This is a genomic window from Mesorhizobium sp. L48C026A00 (assembly GCF_000502375.1).
Classification (GTDB): Bacteria; Pseudomonadota; Alphaproteobacteria; order Rhizobiales; family Rhizobiaceae; genus Mesorhizobium; species Mesorhizobium muleiense.
In genome coordinates this window covers 1-18,119 of the sequence record NZ_AYWU01000050.1, presented here as the reverse complement: position 1 = coordinate 18,119, position 18,119 = coordinate 1, and the positions used below count along the sequence as shown (strand labels likewise).

Here is an 18,119-nt window from a genome sequence, read left to right as displayed (position 1 = left end):
TCGACATCGCGATACGCTATCTCCCTGCCGTCCGCTGAAACCAGTGTCACGCGAGCCCGTCCTTCCAGCAGGAAGAAGACATCGCGACCAGTGTCGCCGTGGGAAATGATCAGCTCGTTGTGTCGATAGCTGCGCTCGTGCCACCGTTTGGTCAGCNTCGCGACCAGTGTCGCCGTGGGAAATGATCAGCTCGTTGTGTCGATAGCTGCGCTCGTGCCACCGTTTGGTCAGCGCGGCGAGGTCGGCATCGCAAAGTCTTGAGATGAAGGCCGGAGAGCCTGTCACAACAGCCTCTTGTTCAATCAGGTGTACTTCATCTTACTCCCTATCCAAGGAAATTTGATGGCCGCAGGTCCCGCTTTCCGGAAAGCAAAACTGGGAGCGGATTTTATGTTTTCCCCGGTGTGGGAATTCCCACAGCCGAGCCTGGTTCGACTGTCATATCCTTGTTGCAACGTCAGGCCCGCCGGCTCGTGCGCAAGCCGGCGAAAGGAAAGGGAACAGTCATGAAATTCTTGGCTCCCGTCACAAAACTTGCTGCGGGGTTTCGCAAATTCGTCGCGCCGCGCTACCGCCCGGAGCTTTATTACATGCGTGGCCCGGGGCCAGCCACCGCCCGCCGTATGGGCACGCGGCGGCAAAACCAATCCATCGACCACTACGCCTAACTTGCCTCGCGGACGGCTGACGCTCTCGCCCGGAGTGCCGTTCGCGCCGTTCCGTACCGGTCAATTCAGATCAATGAAGGTACGATCTGATCATGGTTATAATTCATGCTGCCGCCATTGGTCCATTTCGCAGGTGGTTACGCCTCCGCGCCGAGGGAAAAGCTCTCTTGTCGGCAAGGGACCAGTTGAGCCGTTTACCCGATGACGTTCTTGCCGACATCGGCATCTCACGTGACGAAATCATGTGCGCTTTGCGAAGCCGCGCCATCCGTCATGCGGAGGCAGGCGCGGCCGGCACGACGATCGAGCGCACCAGGATCGCTTCGGCCTCGATCCCGAAACGGTTGGCCGTCGGCAGTAGCTACGCCTCGGCCGAGATCCCCTTTGGCTGGTCCACGAGCGCGCGATCGAGCCTTACATCGCGGCTTCGACAAGCAGCGGCGCGCGGACGGGACCTTCGAACGGCACTACACCTGCGACCCCAAGGACTGAATGTTGACCGACGGGAACTGGGGAGGATCTCAAAATGATCATGTCAGTTGTTAAGTCCCTCGCGCTCGCTCACGCTGACATGCCAATCAAACAGCTGAAAGACGTCTATTTGGATTGCGAACGGGGAGGCCGCCGGTGCGCTGGGGACGGAAGACGTGATGTACTGTTCGATGCGCGAGTTCCGACTAGGCGCGCGATAGCAGTTTGCGCATAATCAACGATGCATGGCCTTCTGCACCGTGCAACGCGGCCACTTCGAACCATGTTTGCGGTAAAAGGCCATTGCCCGGTCGTTTCCCTCGAGCACTTCGAGTGCGATGCTCAGGATGCCGGAATGGGCGGCAAAGACAGCGTGCAATATATTAGCGGCTAGCCCGGTGCCGTACTCGCTTTGATCGATGTGGAGCCGGTCAAGCATGACGTCGCCGGCTTCATTCATCTTAGCCATCGCGTAGCCGGCAATCGAGCCGTCTGGCCGTTCTGCCACGAACGACATTTTGTTGGTGTCTGTCAGTTCCGCCGCAATCCGCTGCAGCGTGTGATCTTCATCCGAAATCAGGGCCGCGGTCTCGGCACCCATGATTGGCGAGTACGTCCTGCGCCAAGACTCTCCAATGAGCAGCGATACCGACGGCACGTCCTGCTCAGTCATGGCTCTGATTTGCGTCATCGATAACGTCCCCTGCCGGTCAATTATAGCGTTGCCGGACGGGCCGCTCAAATTCGGAGCGGCGGCCTACCGCCGCTTCATCGCATGGGGGTCACGTCGTTCCCTACATCTACCATCAGGCATGGTCCGCAGGTCGACTCCTACCGATGAGCTAACGTCCGCTCTGGAGAAGCACCGCGAATGTCTGAACATGGCGCAACCAGGACCAATAGCTTCGCGCTGCCGATGTCCGCTTTCGAGTAACAGCGAAATTGCTTCGAATGACCAAGATAGGCGCTAAGCCGACCTTCGAACGGCACGATTGAACACGCGTCCTGCTACCGTCATCTCTAGGCGCTTACCGCGTCGCCCGGCGCCGTCCCTCCACGGCGTCAAGCCGCTCCTGCAGGTGCCCATTGAGCACGATCATCTCCCTGAGCGCCTTCACCGCGTCGCCCTTGTGCTGGGCGATGAACTTTTGGGCGATCGCCTGAAGGGCGGCCTCCTGGCGTCTGTCCAGCGTCACGATGTGGTCCATGACGATGCCTCCGACAGTTTCTGTTTAAATTGAACAAAACGGGAACAAAAATGTCAAGTGTGAATTGACTTGGCGAGGAATGCCTTCCTATTTGTCAGTGGTGGGGCGGTTGCTCACAAACTGGGGAGAGCCGCGATGGGCAGACGAAAAAGCCGGTTTGACAGGCTGTCGGCGAGGCATGCCGAGGCGATCATCAGCGACGCTCTCAGCCTGCGCAGGACGGTGCTTTCGTCGCAACTGCATCTGAAGGCGCATGGCGAGCTGTTTTGGCAGCTTTGCGGGCTTGTCGAAAAATTGCATGAGGTGATGGCCAGCGTAGCGGAGAAGGAGCCCGATTTCCAGATGCCGGATCTTGGCCTGCTTCCGCTTCCCGAGGGCTATTTGACTCGGAAATGAGGCCATGGCCGGGCCGATGGACAGCGTTGGACGTGCCGCGAAGGCCAACATGCTGCTGATCGTCGAGTGCGGCCACTGCTACCATGTCGGGCGTTTTCGGGCCAACGACGTGGCCAAGGTGGTGGGCTGGAACAAGCCGCTGGAGACCATCCGATTCAGATGCAAGCGGTGCAACCGAACGGACACGACGGTGAAGACCCAGTTCGTCGACCAGGACCATCCGCCGAAGGGCTACATCTGGGTGCTGCAAAAATTCAAGCTTTAGAACAGCGAACCCTGTACCGGCGCCTGTGGGGCCTGCGGCGGAAATTTTATCTGTGTCGCCGGCTTGTCGACGATCACCAGCGCGTCGTCGGGTGCCGTGCGCTGCAGGTGCCTGGCCTGCGACCACGGTGCGGTCAGCCAGGTCTCGGTTTCCTCCTGCGTGGTCAGGATCACGGGCATCGCCTTCTCGTGGATCGGCGCGATCAGGGCGTTGGGCCTGGTGGTCAGAAAACCGTAGAGCTCGAACTCGCCGGGGCCATCCTTGACCTTGCGCACGCCTTGCCAGGGCGTCCACAGGCCGGCGAAGAAGAACAGCGGCCGCGCCTCGTTCAGCGCGAACCAGTAGTTTTTCTGGATACCGGTATCCGGGTCCTTGTCGCCCGGCGTTGGGCTCGGTTCGGCAAAACTGGTCAGCGGCACCACGCAGCGGTTCTCGACGCCGAGATATTGCTGCCAGTGGCCGTATTGCGGGTTGCGGATGTTGGTGGTGCCGTAGTCGGCCTTGCCCTTCACGCGCTCGACCGGCGTCGGCATGCCCCACAGCAGGTTGGCCAGTTCCCGCTCACCGTCCGGCGCGTTGCGCACTACCGGGCCGGGCTGGTTGGGGTAGATGTCGATGGAGGGCTCGAGATTGCCGAGACTGTCGCGCAAGGCGCGGGTCCACTGGCGGATCGCCTCCTGGCTGGTGGTGATGTTGTAGAGGTTGCACATGTCGAGCCCAGGGATGTTCAGGCATCTTGCGGGAAAGGGCAGGTAATTTCCAGCGCTCTCCGGCCGGCTGCTGACACGCTACCCCAGCCCACAGCGCCACGATCACCGCCGCCATCCCGGCGATCGACCGCGGCAGAAGGATACCGCCGCGCGCAGCACGGCGAACCGCGGGCTCCGCCTACGCAACGCACACCGCTCGCGCGCGTTCTACCCATTAGGAGGAGCATGGCGATGTGACAGCTGGTCTCATGCGCCCACAATTGGAGGCAAACCACCATGTCCAAGTTCAAAGATGCCCTTGACCGCGGCAAGGAAGCTCGCCGTGAGCAAGAGGAGAAGGTCGGCAATGAGAAGGCCGAGGGGGTGGACTTCGGCGCGCAAGCAAGGGCCTGGCTAAACGACGTCGTGGTTGCGTCGCTGGAAACGGCCAGGGCTGACGTAGCAGGCGAGGTGGCCGTCGAGATGGACACCGCGCCACGCCGCCAAGCCAAAGCATCAACACCATCTATTCGGTTCAGAATCTACAGGAAGCGGGGAACGGAAAAGGAGGTGGTCGGAAGAACGTTCACGGTCAACGTTCAGCTGAGTGGACAAGTGTCGGTCTCTTCGCCGGGGATGGTGGCAAGAGAAGTGGGAAACATCGGGGATAGGGCTGACGAGCGGTTCTCTAGCTTGCTGGCGGAACTGATCGAGGACGCAGCGAAGGGCACCTAGCCAGCAAGTGTCGAGGAGGGGCCGGCGATTTCCAGCGTTGTCTGCGGCTGCTGACACGCCGAGCCTGTCAGTAACAGCTTTCCGGACGCCGCAAACAGCCCTCCGTTAACCTTTCGTTAACCATGGCTGGCTAGCGTTTACCTATCAGTAAGGAATCGCTGTCCGTGACCTTCGCCGCCCCCGTCGAGACCAAATCCATTCGCTTTCGCGCCCGCTCCTTCGTCGCCTTCACGCTCACCCCGGAGACGCCGCTTTCGGAGTGGCTGGAAAGCCTCGACCGCTGGATCGGCAATTCTCCCGGCTATTTTGCCGGCCGCCCGGTGGTGCTCAACCTCAACACGTTGAAGCCCGCGGTCAGCCAGATCGAAGCGCTGGTTGCCGAGCTTGGCCTGCGCGGCATCCGCATCTATGCCATCGAGCTCGAAGGCAACACGGTGCTTGAGCCCAGTCTGCCGCCTTTGCTGATCGGCGCCAAAGAGGCCACAGCCGGGCTGCTCATGCAGGCCGACCAAAAGGCTGCCGGCGGGCCGGAAGAGGCGGGCAGGGCGGAAGAAGGCAGGGCGGAACCGGGCAAGCAGTCAGAAGACAGGCAACCAGAAGACAGGCTGCCGGACGCGCCGGCCACGCTGATGGTCAAGACGCCGATCCGCTCGGGCCAGTCGATCTTCCACGCGCATGGCGATGTCATCGTGCTGGGCTCGGTCGCCTCCGGTTCCGAGATCGTCGCTGCCGGCTCGATCCACGTCTACGGCACGTTGCGCGGGCGGGCGTCGGCCGGTGTGCTCGGCCATTCGGCGGCGCGCATCTTCTGCCGCAAAAACGAGGCCGAACTGCTGTCGGTCGACGGCTGGTATTGCACCGCCGAGGAGATGGAGCCGGCCTTGCGTGGAAAAGCGGTGCAGGCGTTTCTGGAAAAAGACACGCTGCGCATCGCGCCGTTCAGCTAATGCAGTCGCCCGAAAGTATGCAGCAGTTTTAGAATTAAAACAAAGACTTAAGCGAATCGCATAAATCAAACGCTTAACAATACAAACAACAATAAGGAGGCATAGATGGGCAAAGTTGTGGTGGTCACCTCGGGCAAGGGGGGCGTCGGCAAGACGACCTCGACGGCCGCCCTTGGCGCCGCCGTCGCGAGAACCGGCAAGAGGGTGGCGCTGGTCGACTTCGACGTGGGTTTGAGGAATCTCGACCTGATCATGGGCGCCGAGCGGCGGGTGGTGTTCGACCTGGTCAACGTCATCCAGGGAACGGCCAAGCTGTCGCAGGCGCTGATCCGCGACAAGCGGGTCGAGACACTGTTCCTGCTGCCGGCCTCGCAGACGCGCGACAAGGATGCGCTGACCGAGGAGGGCGTCGGCGAGGTGATCGAAAAGCTGAGCTCGGTGTTCGACTACGTCTTCTGCGACAGCCCGGCCGGCATCGAGCGCGGCGCGCAGCTTGCCATGCGCTTTGCCGACGAGGCGGTCATCGTCACCAACCCGGAAGTCAGCTCGGTGCGCGATTCCGATCGCATCATCGGCCTGCTCGACGCCAGGACCGTCAAGGCCGAGCGGGGCGAGCAGATCGCCAAGCATGTGCTGGTGACGCGCTATGATGCGGCGCGCGCGGCGCGCGGCGAAATGCTCTCGATCGACGACGTGCTCGAGATCCTGTCGACGCCGCTGCTGGGCATCATTCCCGAGAGCCAGGACGTGCTCAAGGCCTCCAACCTCGGGTCGCCGGTGACACTCAGCGATCCGACCAATTCCGCCGCCCGTGCCTATATCGAGGCGGCCAAACGGCTCGAGGGCGAGGACCTGCCGGTCGTCGTGCCGTTCGAGCGCAAGGGCTTTCTCGATCGGCTTTTTGGAAGGAGGGCAGCATGAGCCTGTTAGACCTCTTCAAGCGGCGCGGCAGCGCGCCGGTGGCGCGCGAGCGGCTGCAGGTGCTGCTCGCCTATGAGCGCCGCAACCGCAGCCAGCCCGATCTCGTCTCGGTGCTGCGCGAGGAGATCATGGCCGTGATCGCCAGGCATGTGCAGATCGACCAGGATTATCTGCAGGTCTCGATGGATCGCGGCGAGACGATGTCGACGCTGGAGATCGACATCCAGATCCCCAACAAGAGCGCAAGGCCGCTGGCCATGTCGGCCTGAGCGTTGCGCCTGTAGTAGTTTTTGACGCCGGCGGGACAGCGCCCCCTCTGGCCTACCGGCCATCACCCCAATGGCCGGCAGGACAAAGGGGGTACTGTCCCGCCGACATCTTCTTATTTTATATCAACCATAGCTTGCGTTAAATACTTCCCTTCCATTTGCCACTTGCGCAACCAACAAAAGGGTGAAAACGTTGGTCCGGGGTAAATGGGCAAGGGTGGTCGTCGCGGCTGTTAGAAGCTCCGGGGCGGCCTTGAAGAGCGATGAATTTTCCACAGTTCCTGGTGGGGATGACCGCCGCGGCATTCGTCGTGGCGCTCTCGACTTTTTTGGCAACGGGTTCAATCTGGAAGGCGCTCGGCTGGACGGTCCTCACCTTGATCGTTCTGCAGCTTGGATATTTTTTGTCCGTCGTCCGGCTGATCTATAGTGCCGAACGAAAGACACACAGTGACCGCGACCCGCGAGTACTGGACCGTCGAGACTGCATGCGGTTTCGAGATTCAGGTCGGCCACCACAAATATAAACATGCCTAGACCATGATGTTCATCAGATAGACAGTATGGTCTAAACCGCTTGAAAGCGGACATGTTCGGTTCTGGGAATGTGCCTTGGACGTTCCGTTACTTTAGTCAACCAGTATATATCTCCGGGTGCATATGCCCGATACTGCGCAGCGCGTCATCCGCTCCAGCTCCGTCGCTCTGCTCACTCCGCCGCCAGCTTGTCCTGCGTCCTGGTGTCGAAGTCGCTGGCGTCGTGGCGCTCGTGCAGTTGCATCGCCGGCTCGCCGAAGGCGCGGTTGACCATGCGGCCGCGCTGCACCGCCGGCCGCGCGTCGATCGCGTCGGCCCAGCGCTGCACGTGCTTGTATTCCTGCACCGACAGGAACGCGCCGGCGTCGTTGTACATGCGGCCCTTGGCCAGCCCGCCATACCAGGGCCACACGGCGATGTCGGCAATCGTGTAGGCGTCGCCGCCGAGATATTCGCTTACCGCCAGGCGCCGGTCGAGCACGTCCATCTGGCGCTTCACCTCCATGGCGAAGCGGTCGATGGCATATTCGAATTTTTCCGGTGCATAGGCGTAGAAATGGCCGAAGCCGCCGCCGAGATAGGGCGCCGAGCCCATCTGCCAGAACAGCCACGACAGGGTTTCTGCGCGCGCCGGCTGCTCGATCGGCAGGAACTCGCCGAATTTCTCGGCCAGATGCAGCAGGATCGAGCCGGATTCGAAGATGCGGATCGGCTTTGGCCCGCTGCGGTCCATCAGCGCCGGGATCTTGGAGTTGGGATTGACCTCGACGAAGCCGCTGCCGAACTGGTCGCCGTCGTTGATCCTGATCAGCCAGGCGTCATATTCGGCGCCTTTGTGGCCGCGCGCCAACAGTTCCTCCAGCATGATCGTCACCTTCACGCCGTTTGGTGTCGCCTGCGAGTAAAGCTGCAGCGGATGCTTGCCGACCGGCAACTGCTTGTCATGCGTCGGGCCGGCGATCGGCCGGTTGATGCTGGCGAAGGCGCCGCCATTTTCCTTGTTCCAGATCCATACTTTCGGCGGTGTGTATTGGTTCATTTCGGAGGCCTTTGATGTGAGCGGAGAGGGTCTTGGGGAGGATCAGCTTGCATAGATACAGGTAGTGCGGGCTGACGGAAGTTCAACTTGTGTTGAACTATTGTCGATGTCGGCAGCGCAAGCCTGCGCGATTGCATCCGGCCCTTGCGCCTCGTCACATGCGCCATAGCTATAGAAGATGCCGGCCCTCTGAACGGTCGTCGTGAATATGGCCAGGATTGAGAGCATGACCATCGATACGATTTTGCGGTCCATCGTGACGGTACGGGCTTCGATCCCGGATGATGCCTTCACCGCGAATGCGCTAGGCACCAGCCGGGAAGGCAGCGGCGTGGTCATTCGCGACAACGGCCTGGTGCTCACCATCGGCTATCTGATCACCGAGGCGGAAGAAGTCTGGCTGACCGACCACAGCGGGCGCGTCATTCCCGCGCACGCGCTCGCCTACGACCAGGAAACGGGCTTCGGCCTGGTGCAGGCGCTGGCCCCGCTCTCCCTGCCCGCAGTGGCTTTCGGCGACGCGGCCAGGGCGATGGCCGGCGACCCGGTGGTGCTCGCCGACGGCATCGGCCAGGCGGTAAGCGCGTACATCGTCACCAAGCAGGAATTCGCCGGCTATTGGGAATATCTGCTGGACGAGGCGATCTTCACCGCGCCGGCTCATCCGTCATGGGGAGGTGCGGCCCTCATCGGGCAGGACGGCAGGCTGCTCGGCATCGGTTCTCTGCGCCTGCAGATGAGCCGCGCCGGCGAGATCGCCGATATCAACATGGTGGTGCCGATCGACCTGCTGCCGCCCATCCTCGACGATCTGCTGACACGCGGCCAGGTTGCCAAGCCACCGCGCCCATGGCTCGGCGCCTTCTCCGCCGAAAGCAATGGCGAGGTCGTGGTGATGAGCGTCGCCGAAGGCAGCCCGGCCGCCGAAGCCGGCCTGCGCCAGGGCGACATCATCTCGGATGTGCGCGACGGCGAAGTCGACGGGCTCGCCGATTTCTACCGCAAGTTGTGGCAGAACCAGGCGGGCGCCGAGATCCCGTTGCGTGTTGTGCGCGATGGCCGCGAAACCTGGCTGCGCGTCAAGTCGGCCGACCGCAACAGCTTTCTCAAGAAACCGCAGCTGCAGTGAGGCTCCTTTCCTTCCCCCCCTTGTGGGCCTTGTGGGAGAAGGTGGATCGGCGCGCAGCGCCGAGCCGGAAGGCCGCAGGTTATTACATCACGATTTGAAAGACCGCCATGGGCGGCAGCCTTGCAACAAGGCCACTGTTGCTCCATTCGATCGGAGCCAAGCAGCGACAAAGGAGAACCGATGACGACCACAGAAAGGCGGACCCGCTGATGGCGCCGGTCGAGGTCGACCCCGCCAAGGTGCGCGAATTCAGCGATGCCGAGAGCTTCTACACCTGGCTCGGCAAGCATCACGGCACCGAGACAGAAATCTGGATCAAGATCCACAAGGTCGGTTCGGGACTGCCTTCGATCACGCCCAAGGAGGCCATCGACGTCGTGCTGTGCTGGGGCTGGATCGATGCCGTGCGCAAGGGGCTCGACAACAAGAGCTATTTGCAGCGCTACACACCGCGCGGCAGGAAGAGCATCTGGAGCCAGATCAACGTCGACAACGTCGCCCGGCTGATCCAGGCGGGCCGGATGACCGAGCATGGGCTCAAACAGGTCGAGGCGGCGAAGGCCGACGGGCGCTGGGCGCGCGCCTATGCAAGCGGCAAGGACATGAAAATCCCCGCGGATCTGCAGGCCGCAATAGACGCCGAGCCCGAGGCAAAGGCGATGCTGGCAGGGCTCAGCGCGCAGAACCGCTTCGCGCTCGCCTTCCGCATCCACAACATGAAGACCGAGGCTGGCCGCGAGAAGAAGATCGCCGCCTTCGTCGAGATGCTGAAGCGCGGTGAGGCGATCTACCCGCAAGGGAAGAAGTGAGGCTGGCGCCGTCGCGGCTGTGGCTGCCGTTTCGGCAAAGTTCCCGCCTCGTGGGTGTCAGGGTGATAGAAATTGGCCGTCCACCCCGGCCGCTGCGCAGTAACGGTTTCTTCTTGGCTTTTGCCACACAATGGCGGCGACGAGGCGGGCGAAGTCCAGAGCATGGCCGAAAAGAAAAATCGCAACGGGGAGTTCTGGGAACTGGCGCTCGAACGCGCGCATCTTGGCGTCTGGGACTGGGATCTCGCGAGCGGCGACTGTTTCTACTCGGCGATGTGGTCGCAGATGCTCGGCTATGGCGAGGGTGAGCTTGCGGAGACAAGCGATCTCTGGTTGCAGCTGACGCATCCCGACGATCGCGAGCGGGCGGTGGCCAGCGGCGAACGCCACATTGCCGGCCTGACCGATTCGATCGAAACCGAGCTCAGGCTGAAGCACAAATCCGGTCACTGGGTATGGGTTCTCGATCGCGGTGGAGTGGTCGAACGCGACGCCGAAGGCCGGCCGGTCAGACTGATGGGCGTCCAGACCGACATCACCAAGCAGAAGCAGGCGGAAGCAGAGCTTGAACAGGTCAACGTCCGCTTTCGCCTGGCATTGGCGGCCAGCGGCACCGGCATCTGGCACCACGATCTCGCCGCACGCAAAAGCTACTGGGACCAGCGGACGCGGGACATCTACGGGCTTGTCGCCGACACCGACGAAGTGTCGCAAGACCTCTGGCACAGCTATCTGCATCCGGACGACCGGGCCGACGCCGAGCGGGCCCATGTGGCGCCGCTGCAAACGCAAAAGGTCGTCGCCGTGCAATACCGCATCATCAAGCGGAACGGCGAAATCCGACATCTCGAATCGCTGATACGGTTCGCCGACGCCCAGTCGTCAGGCCAGATCCTGGGCACGGTGCGCGACATCACCGAGGCGAAGCAACGCGAGCAGGAGCTTGCCCATGCGGCCCGCCATGACGCGCTGACCGGCCTTCTGAACCGCGCCGCTTTCGACCGGCTGCTGGCCGAGCACATCGCAACGGCGCGCCGGCTCGCGGTGTTCTACGTGGATCTCGACTACTTCAAGGCACTGAACGACTTCGCCGGCCACGCCGCCGGCGACCTTGCCCTGAAGAGCGTCGCCGAGCGCATTCTGGGCTGTCTGCCGCCGTCGGTGCACGCCGCGCGCCTCGGCGGCGACGAGTTCGCGCTGCTGGTGCCTGATTGCGACGCAGCGCAAGCCGAGCGTCTCGCCGGCGCCGTTCTCGCGGCGGTTCGCGATGCCGACCTCGGCTTGACGGCGACGTCGCGCAAGCTCGCGGCCAGCATCGGCATCGCCTTTGTCGCCGATGCGAATACCGCAGTGGCCGACGCGCTCGCCTGCGCCGACGACGCCTGCTATGCGGCCAAGGCTGCCGGGCGCAATCGCTTCGCGGTGTTCTCGCCCGAGACGACGTCCGGTTCCAGCGGGCTCAATGCGGCGCGGCTGGCGGCCGACACTGTCGACGCCATGGCGGACGGAAGGCTGAAACTGTTCGGCCAGGAAATCCACCAGCTCGGAAAACCCTGGCAAGAAAGCCGCCATGTCGAGGTCCTGGCGCGGCTCGCCGGGCGCAACGGGCGGCTGATCCCGCCGGGCGAGTTCATCCCGGCGGCGGAGCGGTTCGGCGTCGCCTCGCGGCTCGACCGCTGGATCATCAGGACGGCGCTGTCGCTTCATGGTCCGGCGCTGAAGTCAGGGGCGCTCACGCTCGGCTTCAACCTGTCGGCGCAGACGCTAAGCGACCCGCAGCTTTGGGATTTCGTCGACGCCGTCATCGCCGAGACCGGGGCGCCGCATTCCGGCATCGGCTTCGAGATCACCGAAACCGCCGCGGTCACCAATTTCGCAGCTGCCGAGCAGTTCGTCGGCAAGGCGCGCGAGCGGCGCTGCCGCGTCAGCCTCGACGATTTCGGGGCGGGCATGAGCTCGTTCGAATATCTCCGGCGCTTTCCCGTCGACACGATCAAGATCGACGGTTCGTTCATCGAGCATATTGCCGATAGCCGCTTCGACCGCGAAATCGTCTCGGCGATATCCGGCATCGCCAGGAGCCTCGGCTGCTCCGTGGTGGCGGAGAAGATCGAAGCGCAGGATGCGCTCGACATCCTCGCGGATATGGGCATTGCCTTCGGCCAGGGATTTCTGCTGCACCGGCCGGAACCGCTGCAAGCGATCGTGGCGCGGGCGTGCGCGACCCGGGCGAGCGCGACACAAGCGAGCGTGGCACGGGCGAGGGCGCCCGCGCCGGCCGGACGGCGAGCCTAGCCCGGATCTCTCCGGGCTAGCCCGGAGAGAAAAGTCCGCAAAACCGTTCCGGCGCCTTGATGGGCGACTGGTCAGGGCTTTCCCGGCGGGCGATAGCGGACCGACTTTGCCTTGCCAAGGGCTTGCATCGTCTCTTCGACGCTCAGGAGAACGGTGGTCTCGTACGAGCTCAGCGCTCCTCCCGCACCAATGCAAGCATGACAGATGCCATCGAAACGTTGTCGGGCGCCTCCCACAGGTTCCAGCCATCGTGCTCTCCGAAGCCGTACCAGAACCCGTGCAGCTTTCCGCCCACCGATTCGATGTAGGTGCGGGCTGCCTCGCGTCTATCCTCGGGGTTTTCGATCAGCCGCGCCCAAGTCTCGGGCGTATAGCTGAATCGTGAGAGATACATGGGCATGGTTCGCCTCCAGGGCCGCCGATCCCCCAGCGGCTCGGCGTCGAGGGGATCGAGGGGGGCTGGCGCCGAGCCTGACCGGCTTGGTTGGTTCACCGGCTGACAAAATATGCGCTCAGGCTAATATAATCGCAACACCTATCCTGCAGGCGCCGCCGATGCGGATCAGGCGTTGCGGCTCGCCATATGCGAGTCGAGCTTCTTTCTCGAAGGCCCGTACCGCTTGATGATGGTCGCGGCCTCGCTCGGCGGTATGCCATATTTTTTCGCAAACGCCGCTACGTCGTAAGGCTCCTCGCCGGCGGCCGGTTTGCGGTCCTGCTTGCTCCTGGATTTGTCGTCGGCCATGTCGTCCTCCATCATATCTGGTGGTTATAGGGTTGCTTGGTCGGCCCGACCATCCATGCCAGTTTGGAAAAGGGGAGGCACGCCGGTCTGACCGGTTGCCCCGACCGGTGAGCTGCTGGTTCCCGCTCATGGGCTCGAACCACGATTCACGCCTTCAAAGGGCGCTGTCCTACCATTAGACGAAGCGGGAATAGAGGAAGTGACGCTGTCTAGCACTTTCTCATCCGCGCATGAAGCTGCTTCATGTCATCATCGGCTTGAGCATGAGCCTTCAGCAGGGCCTTGTAGAGACGGGAGCAATCGCCGTGACCAAAACCGACCTCTCCGACATCTACCGAGACTACATTGCCTGCCTGAACAAGCAGGACTGGCCGAAGCTGGGGCAGTTCGTTGATGATGAGGTGATCCACAACGGCCGGCGGCTCGGTCTATCAGGCTATCGCAAAATGCTGGAGAGAGACTTTGCTGAAATTCCGGACCTTTATTTCAACGTCCAGATGCTGATTTCCGATCCGCCCTACATAGCGAGCCGGCTCGGGTTCGACTGCACGCCGAAAGAAAGCTTCCTCGGCCTCCCTGTAAATGGGAGGAGAGTTTCCTTTGCCGAGAATGTTATCTATGAATTTGGGGACAAAAAGATTGTAGAAGTATGGTCTGTCATAGACAAGGCTGCCATCGAAGCTCAGCTTTAGCGCGAGAATGCTCGGCCATGCGAGTCGTTCCACGTTCCGATATGAACCACGATATGAACAATGGCAGCTGCCTGCCCACCGCCTGTCAAGGACCCGGGCTTGACGCCTGAACACGCTGCCCCAGATTACGCGGCGGAGTTTCAGATATGCGATACGACTGGCAGGGGCGCAAATTCCTGGAACGGCATTTCGGCATTGTTATCGCAATTGGCCTGGCTGCAGGGCTGTCGGCCCTGGCCGCGCTGGGCTACACGCCTTAAGTCGCGGATACCGCGCCCAAACCCCTAAGGTAAGCGAAAAATAGCGGTGCGACGCGACCAGACCGGCGCAAGACCGTTGCCGGCCCGCTATGCTATCGATTCTGCTGGGCATGCCCCACGGCATTGGCGAAAGAAATGTCATCCTTGATCTCGCGCATCGCCATCGAGGTGATCGTGCGGCGCACGCCGGGCAGGCGGCTGAGCTCGACGCGCAGCATCCTGTCCAGCGCCATCATGTCGACGGTCACGATCTGCAGGAGATAGTCGGCCTCGCCTGTGGTGGCGTGGCAGCGCCGGATCAGCGGATGCGCCTGGACGGCGGCCTCGAAGGCTTCGGAGAGTTCGAAATCGATCGACACCTGGATGAAAGCTTCGATGCCGAAGCCAAGCTTGGCCGGGTCGACCCGCGTCGAGTAGCCGCGGATGATGCCGGCGTCCTCCAGCGCCTTGACCCGCTTCCAGCACGGCGTCTTGCTTAAACCAACCTCGTCGGCGAGCACTGCGAAGGAGGTGCGCGCATCGCGTTCCAGCGCCGCGACGATCTTCCGGTCGACCGCATCCAGCATCACCCGTTCTCGAAACATTCGCAATAGATGAACATTTGTCCTCCATTTTCTGGCATTTGGATAACACAAAGGAACAATGTTCAAGTGAAAAGCGACTAAACTGCGGGCTCGGACCGAACAAACGCCCTGAGGGCCGGGCAAAGGAGCAGCTGCCATGCACAAGCCGGATTATTACGCCCGTATCGAAGCGCCCGAGATGCGCGACTATGGCGTCTACCTCAGCTGCGACAAGCTACTCGCCTGCCAGAAGCCGCTGGCCGAGATGGTCAATGCCGACGAGCTGCAGTTCCAGATCGTCCACCAGGTCGAGGAGCTGTGGATGAAGCTCATCGCCTACACGCTGGTCGATGTCGTCGACTTCCTCGAGCAGCAGAACACCCATCGCATCGTCACGCTGATGGGGCGGGTGCATCGGCTGATGCGCCTGATGACGGCGCAGCTCGACCTGCTCGAAACCATGTCGCCCAAGGAATACCAGGAGATTCGGCTGCAACTCGGCAATGGCAGCGGCCAGGAATCGCCGGGCTTCAAGCTCTTGCTGCGCATGCCGCCGGACCTGTGGCGGGCGTTCAAGGCGTCCTATCTCGATGGTCGCGGGCTCTCGGTCGAGGATGTCTACGATGTCAGCTATGATCACGGCGACAGCTATGTCGTCGCCGAGGCGCTGATCGAATTCGACGAGCTGTTCCAGAAATTCCGCGCCAATCATCTTTATCTCATCCACCGCTCGATCGGGCTCGGCTCGAAATCGCTCAAGGGCCGGCCGGTCGAACTGCTGCAGGCCGGCGCCCTGCATCGCTTCTTCCCGGAGCTGTGGGACATACGCTGCGACATGACCGACCGCTGGAGCGGCCAGTATGGGACTGTGCGGGCACCGATCAGCCACCCGGAGGCGAAGGCAGGGTAAGGCCCGCGATCCCTTCTCCCCTTGTGGGAGAAGGTGGATCGGCGCGCAGCGCCGAGCCGGATGAGGGGTGTTGGACGGAATGCGGCGATGCCAAGCTGGAGCACCGCTCATCCGACCGCTTCGCGGCCACCATCTCCCACAAGGGGAGAAGGGGAAGCGCCGCATGTCGGGTTTGCGGCTGGGGCAACGTCCTTGGGGCGAAATCGGTCGCAACCCTGGAGGACGGCATGTCATCGGAAACCACCCAATCACCGGCTCAACCGCCGTGGCAGACCGCGGCAATCCTGACTGGCCGCTTGATCTTCGCAGCCGTCTTCCTCATGGCGGTGACCTTCAAATTCATCGACATGGGCGCCACCGCGGGCTACATCGCCGCCGCCGGATTTCCGTTCCCGCTGTTTCTGGCCTGGTGCGCGGCCGTGCTCGAAGTCGTCCTCGTCCTGTGCTTCCTGACCGGCGCCTTGTTCTCGCAGGCCGCTCTTGTCGCCGGCGCCTATGTGCTGTTCCTCGCCTTTGCCTTCCACGGGCCGTCGCACTGGGCCGGAAACCAGGCCGAGTTCGGCTTTTTCGTCGATCATTTTACCTTCCTGGCCGGGCTGCTGTTTGCCGCCGTGCATGGGCCGGGCCGTGTGCTGACCTGGAAGGCTGCACTGGCCAGGTGATCGTAGCTCGGCTGGCAAGCGGCGTTCCGATACGGCGAGGCGATCGCGACGTCACATCTGGTCGTTGTAGGGTTCCTTCATCTGGCCGACCATGCGCGCCAGTTTGGAGAAGGACGGCATGTCCGCCTCCGGCTGACACTGGTTCGCCAGCTCCAGCAGCCGGATCGGGAAGTTGACGGCATCGCGGCTCGAGGCCGACATGCCTTCGGAGCGCTCCTCGCTGGTCTCGCTGGCTTCGGCCTTGCGCAAGGCGATGTCTATCTCCTCGACCGTCAGCACGCCCTTGCGGACAAGGACCTGATTGATCGATGCGACGGCCATCAGCAGGCCCTCGAGTTGCAGATTGGCGACATTCATGGCTTTGCTCCCATTGGCAAATTGCAAACGCGCGAACACCGGTTCCGATCCCTGCACCATATCGCGGCGCGCGGCCGAATTTAGGCCGGCCCGCGAGATTTCGCTTGCTTTGTGACGGCAGCTATGCTAGGAATATAGTCATGGTGCTGATTTGCGCCAACGACCCGCCCGCCGAGGCGGGTTTTTTTATATCAAGCCTTCTCACAAGTTCCTGCCTGTGTTGCCGATATCAAATGTCGGCGGGACAGCGCCCCCCCTCTGTCCTGCCCGTCCTCCGCAGCAGCTGCGCTGCAGCTGCGGAGGGTGGACCGGACATCCCCGGCTTTCGCCAATCACCAGCATCGCGGTAGGCCATGGCCGAGAATCCTTTCGACGACGAACCGGCTGATGTGGCCGAACGCAAGCCGGCCGGCCGGCCGAAGCGAGCGAAAAGGACGCTGGCCGATGGGTTTCTGGACGCCATCCGCGCCGATTTCCGGGCGCATGGCGCCGGCGTCATCGCCGAGGTTCGCACCGAAAAGCCCGATCAGTATCTGAAGATCGTGCTGTCGGTGCTGCCCAAGGATCTGCATCTCAACATCAACAGTCTGGAAGCACTGAGCGATGACGAAATCAGGCAGCGCATCCGCGGCCTCGAAGCCGTCCTGCGGCCGTTTCTCGAAAAGTCTGGCGTCGCAGGACTCGCAAAGCCGGACCGCGACAGCGAAGACCGAGTATCTGAGCCTGCTCAGGGAATTGGACCGGAGGCGGCGCACTAACCAGCTTGCCGCCTACCGGCCTTACCCGCGACAGGCCGAGTTCCATGCGGCCGGTGCTGCCAACCGAGAACGCCTGTTCATGGCCGGCAACCAGCTCGGCAAGACAAGGGCCGGCGGCGCCGAATGGGCGATGCATCTCACCGGCCGCTATCCCGAGTGGTGGCAAGGCAAGGTTTTTGACACGGCCGTGCGGCTGTGGGCGGCGGGCGTCACCGCCGAGGGCACACGCGACAACCCGCAGCGCATTTTGATCGGCCCGCCGCAGCAGCCGGCGGCGTGGGGCACCGGCATGATCCCGGCCGACGCCATTGTCAGCACCATCATGGGGCGCGGCGCGCCGCATGGGCTGGACAGCGTCGTCGTGCGCCATGGCGGCGGCGGCGATGTGCAGGCCGATGAATCGGTGCTGTCGTTCAAGAGTTTTGAGAAGGGCCGCGAAAAGTGGCAGGGCGAAACGCTGCACGGCGTCTGGTTCGACGAGGAACCACCGCTCGACATCTATTCCGAAGGCCTGACCCGCACCAATGCCACCGGCGGCATCACCATTGTCACCTTCACGCCGTTGCTCGGCATGTCGGAAGTGGTGCTGTTGTTTCTGTCGGCGGAAGCGGTGGAGGGAATGGGGTGAGGGGGCAAGTTCAGGAAGAGTGGGTCTTTTCGAGCAAAATCCGAAGACGTCCTTCCTACCTCGCGCTGCCCCTCATCTGCCTGCCGGCATCTTCTCCCCGTATAGTGACGGGGAGAAGGGGCTGGTGTCCGAACCGGATAGATAGGTAACAGAATGGACTGATTGC

Annotated in this window: 24 protein-coding genes, 1 tRNA gene and 1 pseudogene; 16 read left to right on the top strand and 10 right to left on the bottom strand. The window is 62.4% G+C overall.

Annotated features, from left to right (window positions below):
- Positions 1 to 155: cyclic nucleotide-binding domain-containing protein (locus X738_RS87975; RefSeq protein WP_280811928.1), on the bottom strand; the 155-nt coding region annotated here is incomplete at its 3' end.
- A 351-nt stretch (positions 156 to 506) separates the two neighbouring features.
- Here X738_RS87975 and X738_RS86500 point away from each other — a divergent pair.
- Together X738_RS86500 and X738_RS89470 are read left to right on the top strand one after the other, a co-directional pair.
- Complete coding sequence (locus X738_RS86500; protein WP_023803866.1) at positions 507 to 668, top strand: hypothetical protein; 162 nt, start codon at positions 507 to 509, stop codon at positions 666 to 668.
- 92 nt (positions 669 to 760) lie between these two features.
- Positions 761 to 1,198, top strand: coding sequence for a DUF1127 domain-containing protein (locus tag X738_RS89470; protein ID WP_031257048.1), 438 nt, complete (start codon positions 761 to 763; stop codon positions 1,196 to 1,198).
- 176 nt (positions 1,199 to 1,374) lie between these two features.
- Here X738_RS89470 and X738_RS78790 read toward each other — a convergent pair whose 3' ends face one another.
- Together X738_RS78790 and X738_RS86495 are read right to left on the bottom strand one after the other, a co-directional pair.
- Positions 1,375 to 1,812 carry a GNAT family N-acetyltransferase gene (locus tag X738_RS78790; RefSeq protein ID WP_245277871.1) on the bottom strand — a complete coding sequence of 146 codons (438 nt, stop codon included), beginning with the start codon at positions 1,810 to 1,812 and terminating at the stop codon, positions 1,375 to 1,377.
- Between the two features lie 355 nt (positions 1,813 to 2,167).
- A complete protein-coding gene (locus X738_RS86495) occupies positions 2,168 to 2,347 on the bottom strand; it encodes a hypothetical protein (protein WP_023803862.1) in 180 nt (59 codons plus the stop codon).
- 135 nt (positions 2,348 to 2,482) lie between these two features.
- Between X738_RS86495 and X738_RS78780 the strand changes: the two genes are divergently transcribed.
- Together X738_RS78780 and X738_RS78775 are read left to right on the top strand one after the other, a co-directional pair.
- Complete coding sequence (locus X738_RS78780) at positions 2,483 to 2,743, top strand: hypothetical protein (RefSeq protein ID WP_023803861.1); 261 nt, start codon at positions 2,483 to 2,485, stop codon at positions 2,741 to 2,743.
- Positions 2,744 to 2,747: 4 nt separating this feature from the next.
- Positions 2,748 to 3,008 (top strand): hypothetical protein, encoded by a 261-nt coding sequence (locus tag X738_RS78775; protein ID WP_023803860.1) that lies wholly within the window; start codon positions 2,748 to 2,750, stop codon positions 3,006 to 3,008.
- Here the strand turns inward: X738_RS78775 and X738_RS78770 are convergent.
- Positions 3,005 to 3,718 (bottom strand): SOS response-associated peptidase, encoded by a 714-nt coding sequence (locus X738_RS78770; RefSeq protein ID WP_023803859.1) that lies wholly within the window; start codon positions 3,716 to 3,718, stop codon positions 3,005 to 3,007. The two genes, X738_RS78775 and X738_RS78770, sit on opposite strands and share 4 nt — an antisense overlap.
- A gap of 276 nt (positions 3,719 to 3,994) precedes the next feature.
- Between X738_RS78770 and X738_RS78765 the strand changes: the two genes are divergently transcribed.
- The 4 genes from X738_RS78765 to minE all read left to right on the top strand — a co-directional run bounded on the left by X738_RS78765 (position 3,995) and on the right by minE (position 6,569).
- Positions 3,995 to 4,432 carry a hypothetical protein gene (locus tag X738_RS78765; protein WP_023803858.1) on the top strand — a complete coding sequence of 146 codons (438 nt, stop codon included), beginning with the start codon at positions 3,995 to 3,997 and terminating at the stop codon, positions 4,430 to 4,432.
- Positions 4,433 to 4,596: 164 nt separating this feature from the next.
- Positions 4,597 to 5,379: a septum site-determining protein MinC gene (minC, locus tag X738_RS78760; protein ID WP_023803857.1), complete on the top strand. Its 783-nt coding sequence runs from the start codon at positions 4,597 to 4,599 to the stop codon at positions 5,377 to 5,379.
- A 105-nt stretch (positions 5,380 to 5,484) separates the two neighbouring features.
- The gene (minD, locus tag X738_RS78755; RefSeq protein ID WP_023803856.1) at positions 5,485 to 6,300 is read left to right on the top strand and encodes a septum site-determining protein MinD; all 816 of its coding nucleotides are present in this window, start codon (positions 5,485 to 5,487) and stop codon (positions 6,298 to 6,300) included.
- Positions 6,297 to 6,569, top strand: coding sequence for a cell division topological specificity factor MinE (minE, locus tag X738_RS78750; protein ID WP_023803855.1), 273 nt, complete (start codon positions 6,297 to 6,299; stop codon positions 6,567 to 6,569). The genes minD and minE overlap by 4 nt, the downstream gene beginning before the upstream one ends.
- Before the next feature lie 709 nt (positions 6,570 to 7,278).
- Here the strand turns inward: minE and yghU are convergent.
- Complete coding sequence (gene yghU / locus X738_RS78745) at positions 7,279 to 8,145, bottom strand: glutathione-dependent disulfide-bond oxidoreductase (protein ID WP_023803853.1); 867 nt, start codon at positions 8,143 to 8,145, stop codon at positions 7,279 to 7,281.
- A 226-nt stretch (positions 8,146 to 8,371) separates the two neighbouring features.
- Between yghU and X738_RS78740 the strand changes: the two genes are divergently transcribed.
- The 3 genes from X738_RS78740 to X738_RS78730 all read left to right on the top strand — a co-directional run bounded on the left by X738_RS78740 (position 8,372) and on the right by X738_RS78730 (position 12,378).
- Positions 8,372 to 9,274, top strand: coding sequence for a S1C family serine protease (locus X738_RS78740; RefSeq protein ID WP_023803851.1), 903 nt, complete (start codon positions 8,372 to 8,374; stop codon positions 9,272 to 9,274).
- Between the two features lie 209 nt (positions 9,275 to 9,483).
- Entirely contained in the window at positions 9,484 to 10,083 is a 600-nt protein-coding gene (locus X738_RS78735) for a YdeI/OmpD-associated family protein (protein ID WP_023803850.1), read from the top strand.
- A gap of 162 nt (positions 10,084 to 10,245) precedes the next feature.
- Positions 10,246 to 12,378 (top strand): EAL domain-containing protein, encoded by a 2,133-nt coding sequence (locus tag X738_RS78730; protein WP_023803849.1) that lies wholly within the window; start codon positions 10,246 to 10,248, stop codon positions 12,376 to 12,378.
- Positions 12,379 to 12,449: 71 nt separating this feature from the next.
- Here the strand turns inward: X738_RS78730 and X738_RS78725 are convergent.
- The 3 genes and pseudogenes from X738_RS78725 to X738_RS78715 all read right to left on the bottom strand — a co-directional run bounded on the left by X738_RS78725 (position 12,450) and on the right by X738_RS78715 (position 13,313).
- Positions 12,450 to 12,778, bottom strand: a pseudogene (locus X738_RS78725) (GYD domain-containing protein).
- A gap of 162 nt (positions 12,779 to 12,940) precedes the next feature.
- Positions 12,941 to 13,123, bottom strand: coding sequence for a DUF3606 domain-containing protein (locus tag X738_RS78720; protein WP_023803848.1), 183 nt, complete (start codon positions 13,121 to 13,123; stop codon positions 12,941 to 12,943).
- A 116-nt stretch (positions 13,124 to 13,239) separates the two neighbouring features.
- Positions 13,240 to 13,313, bottom strand: a tRNA-Gln gene (locus tag X738_RS78715).
- A 115-nt stretch (positions 13,314 to 13,428) separates the two neighbouring features.
- Between X738_RS78715 and X738_RS78710 the strand changes: the two genes are divergently transcribed.
- On the top strand, positions 13,429 to 13,815 hold the full coding sequence (locus tag X738_RS78710; RefSeq protein ID WP_023803847.1) for an ester cyclase: 387 nt from the start codon (positions 13,429 to 13,431) through the stop codon (positions 13,813 to 13,815).
- A gap of 352 nt (positions 13,816 to 14,167) precedes the next feature.
- On the opposite strand, the gene X738_RS78705 is transcribed toward X738_RS78710, so the two are convergent.
- On the bottom strand, positions 14,168 to 14,641 hold the full coding sequence (locus tag X738_RS78705) for an Lrp/AsnC family transcriptional regulator (protein WP_031257046.1): 474 nt from the start codon (positions 14,639 to 14,641) through the stop codon (positions 14,168 to 14,170).
- A gap of 154 nt (positions 14,642 to 14,795) precedes the next feature.
- On the opposite strand from X738_RS78705, the gene X738_RS78700 reads away from it, so the two are divergent.
- Positions 14,796 to 15,548 (top strand): tryptophan 2,3-dioxygenase family protein, encoded by a 753-nt coding sequence (locus tag X738_RS78700; protein WP_023803844.1) that lies wholly within the window; start codon positions 14,796 to 14,798, stop codon positions 15,546 to 15,548.
- 227 nt (positions 15,549 to 15,775) lie between these two features.
- On the top strand, positions 15,776 to 16,210 hold the full coding sequence (locus X738_RS78695; RefSeq protein ID WP_023803843.1) for a DoxX family protein: 435 nt from the start codon (positions 15,776 to 15,778) through the stop codon (positions 16,208 to 16,210).
- Between the two features lie 51 nt (positions 16,211 to 16,261).
- Here the strand turns inward: X738_RS78695 and X738_RS78690 are convergent, their stop codons facing one another.
- On the bottom strand, positions 16,262 to 16,567 hold the full coding sequence (locus X738_RS78690; RefSeq protein WP_023803842.1) for a hypothetical protein: 306 nt from the start codon (positions 16,565 to 16,567) through the stop codon (positions 16,262 to 16,264).
- Positions 16,568 to 16,920: 353 nt separating this feature from the next.
- On the opposite strand from X738_RS78690, the gene X738_RS87970 reads away from it, so the two are divergent.
- Positions 16,921 to 17,325, top strand: coding sequence for a hypothetical protein (locus tag X738_RS87970; protein WP_023803841.1), 405 nt, complete (start codon positions 16,921 to 16,923; stop codon positions 17,323 to 17,325).
- Positions 17,326 to 17,404: 79 nt separating this feature from the next.
- Positions 17,405 to 17,953, top strand: coding sequence for a terminase large subunit domain-containing protein (locus X738_RS0144640; RefSeq protein ID WP_023803840.1), 549 nt, complete (start codon positions 17,405 to 17,407; stop codon positions 17,951 to 17,953).
- Positions 17,954 to 18,119: the final 166 nt, after the last annotated feature.

What these genes read in the sequence shown, in the direction of transcription:
- X738_RS78790 (WP_245277871.1), bottom strand. Translation starts at nt 1,812, where the DNA reads ATGACTGAGCAGGACGTGCCGTCGGTATCGCTGCTCATTGGAGAGTCT.
- X738_RS78700 (WP_023803844.1), top strand. Translation starts at nt 14,796, where the DNA reads ATGCACAAGCCGGATTATTACGCCCGTATCGAAGCGCCCGAGATGCGC.
- X738_RS86500 (WP_023803866.1), top strand. Translation starts at nt 507, where the DNA reads ATGAAATTCTTGGCTCCCGTCACAAAACTTGCTGCGGGGTTTCGCAAA.
- X738_RS78770 (WP_023803859.1), bottom strand. Translation starts at nt 3,718, where the DNA reads ATGTGCAACCTCTACAACATCACCACCAGCCAGGAGGCGATCCGCCAG.
- X738_RS78775 (WP_023803860.1), top strand. Translation starts at nt 2,748, where the DNA reads ATGGCCGGGCCGATGGACAGCGTTGGACGTGCCGCGAAGGCCAACATG.
- X738_RS78720 (WP_023803848.1), bottom strand. Translation starts at nt 13,123, where the DNA reads ATGGCCGACGACAAATCCAGGAGCAAGCAGGACCGCAAACCGGCCGCC.
- minD (WP_023803856.1), top strand. Translation starts at nt 5,485, where the DNA reads ATGGGCAAAGTTGTGGTGGTCACCTCGGGCAAGGGGGGCGTCGGCAAG.
- X738_RS89470 (WP_031257048.1), top strand. Translation starts at nt 761, where the DNA reads ATGGTTATAATTCATGCTGCCGCCATTGGTCCATTTCGCAGGTGGTTA.
- X738_RS78730 (WP_023803849.1), top strand. Translation starts at nt 10,246, where the DNA reads ATGGCCGAAAAGAAAAATCGCAACGGGGAGTTCTGGGAACTGGCGCTC.
- X738_RS78705 (WP_031257046.1), bottom strand. Translation starts at nt 14,641, where the DNA reads ATGCTGGATGCGGTCGACCGGAAGATCGTCGCGGCGCTGGAACGCGAT.
- X738_RS78780 (WP_023803861.1), top strand. Translation starts at nt 2,483, where the DNA reads ATGGGCAGACGAAAAAGCCGGTTTGACAGGCTGTCGGCGAGGCATGCC.
- X738_RS86495 (WP_023803862.1), bottom strand. Translation starts at nt 2,347, where the DNA reads ATGGACCACATCGTGACGCTGGACAGACGCCAGGAGGCCGCCCTTCAG.
- X738_RS78765 (WP_023803858.1), top strand. Translation starts at nt 3,995, where the DNA reads ATGTCCAAGTTCAAAGATGCCCTTGACCGCGGCAAGGAAGCTCGCCGT.
- X738_RS87970 (WP_023803841.1), top strand. Translation starts at nt 16,921, where the DNA reads ATGGCCGAGAATCCTTTCGACGACGAACCGGCTGATGTGGCCGAACGC.
- X738_RS78735 (WP_023803850.1), top strand. Translation starts at nt 9,484, where the DNA reads ATGGCGCCGGTCGAGGTCGACCCCGCCAAGGTGCGCGAATTCAGCGAT.
- X738_RS78740 (WP_023803851.1), top strand. Translation starts at nt 8,372, where the DNA reads ATGACCATCGATACGATTTTGCGGTCCATCGTGACGGTACGGGCTTCG.
- X738_RS78690 (WP_023803842.1), bottom strand. Translation starts at nt 16,567, where the DNA reads ATGAATGTCGCCAATCTGCAACTCGAGGGCCTGCTGATGGCCGTCGCA.
- yghU (WP_023803853.1), bottom strand. Translation starts at nt 8,145, where the DNA reads ATGAACCAATACACACCGCCGAAAGTATGGATCTGGAACAAGGAAAAT.
- minE (WP_023803855.1), top strand. Translation starts at nt 6,297, where the DNA reads ATGAGCCTGTTAGACCTCTTCAAGCGGCGCGGCAGCGCGCCGGTGGCG.
- X738_RS0144640 (WP_023803840.1), top strand. Translation starts at nt 17,405, where the DNA reads ATGGCCGGCAACCAGCTCGGCAAGACAAGGGCCGGCGGCGCCGAATGG.
- X738_RS78695 (WP_023803843.1), top strand. Translation starts at nt 15,776, where the DNA reads ATGTCATCGGAAACCACCCAATCACCGGCTCAACCGCCGTGGCAGACC.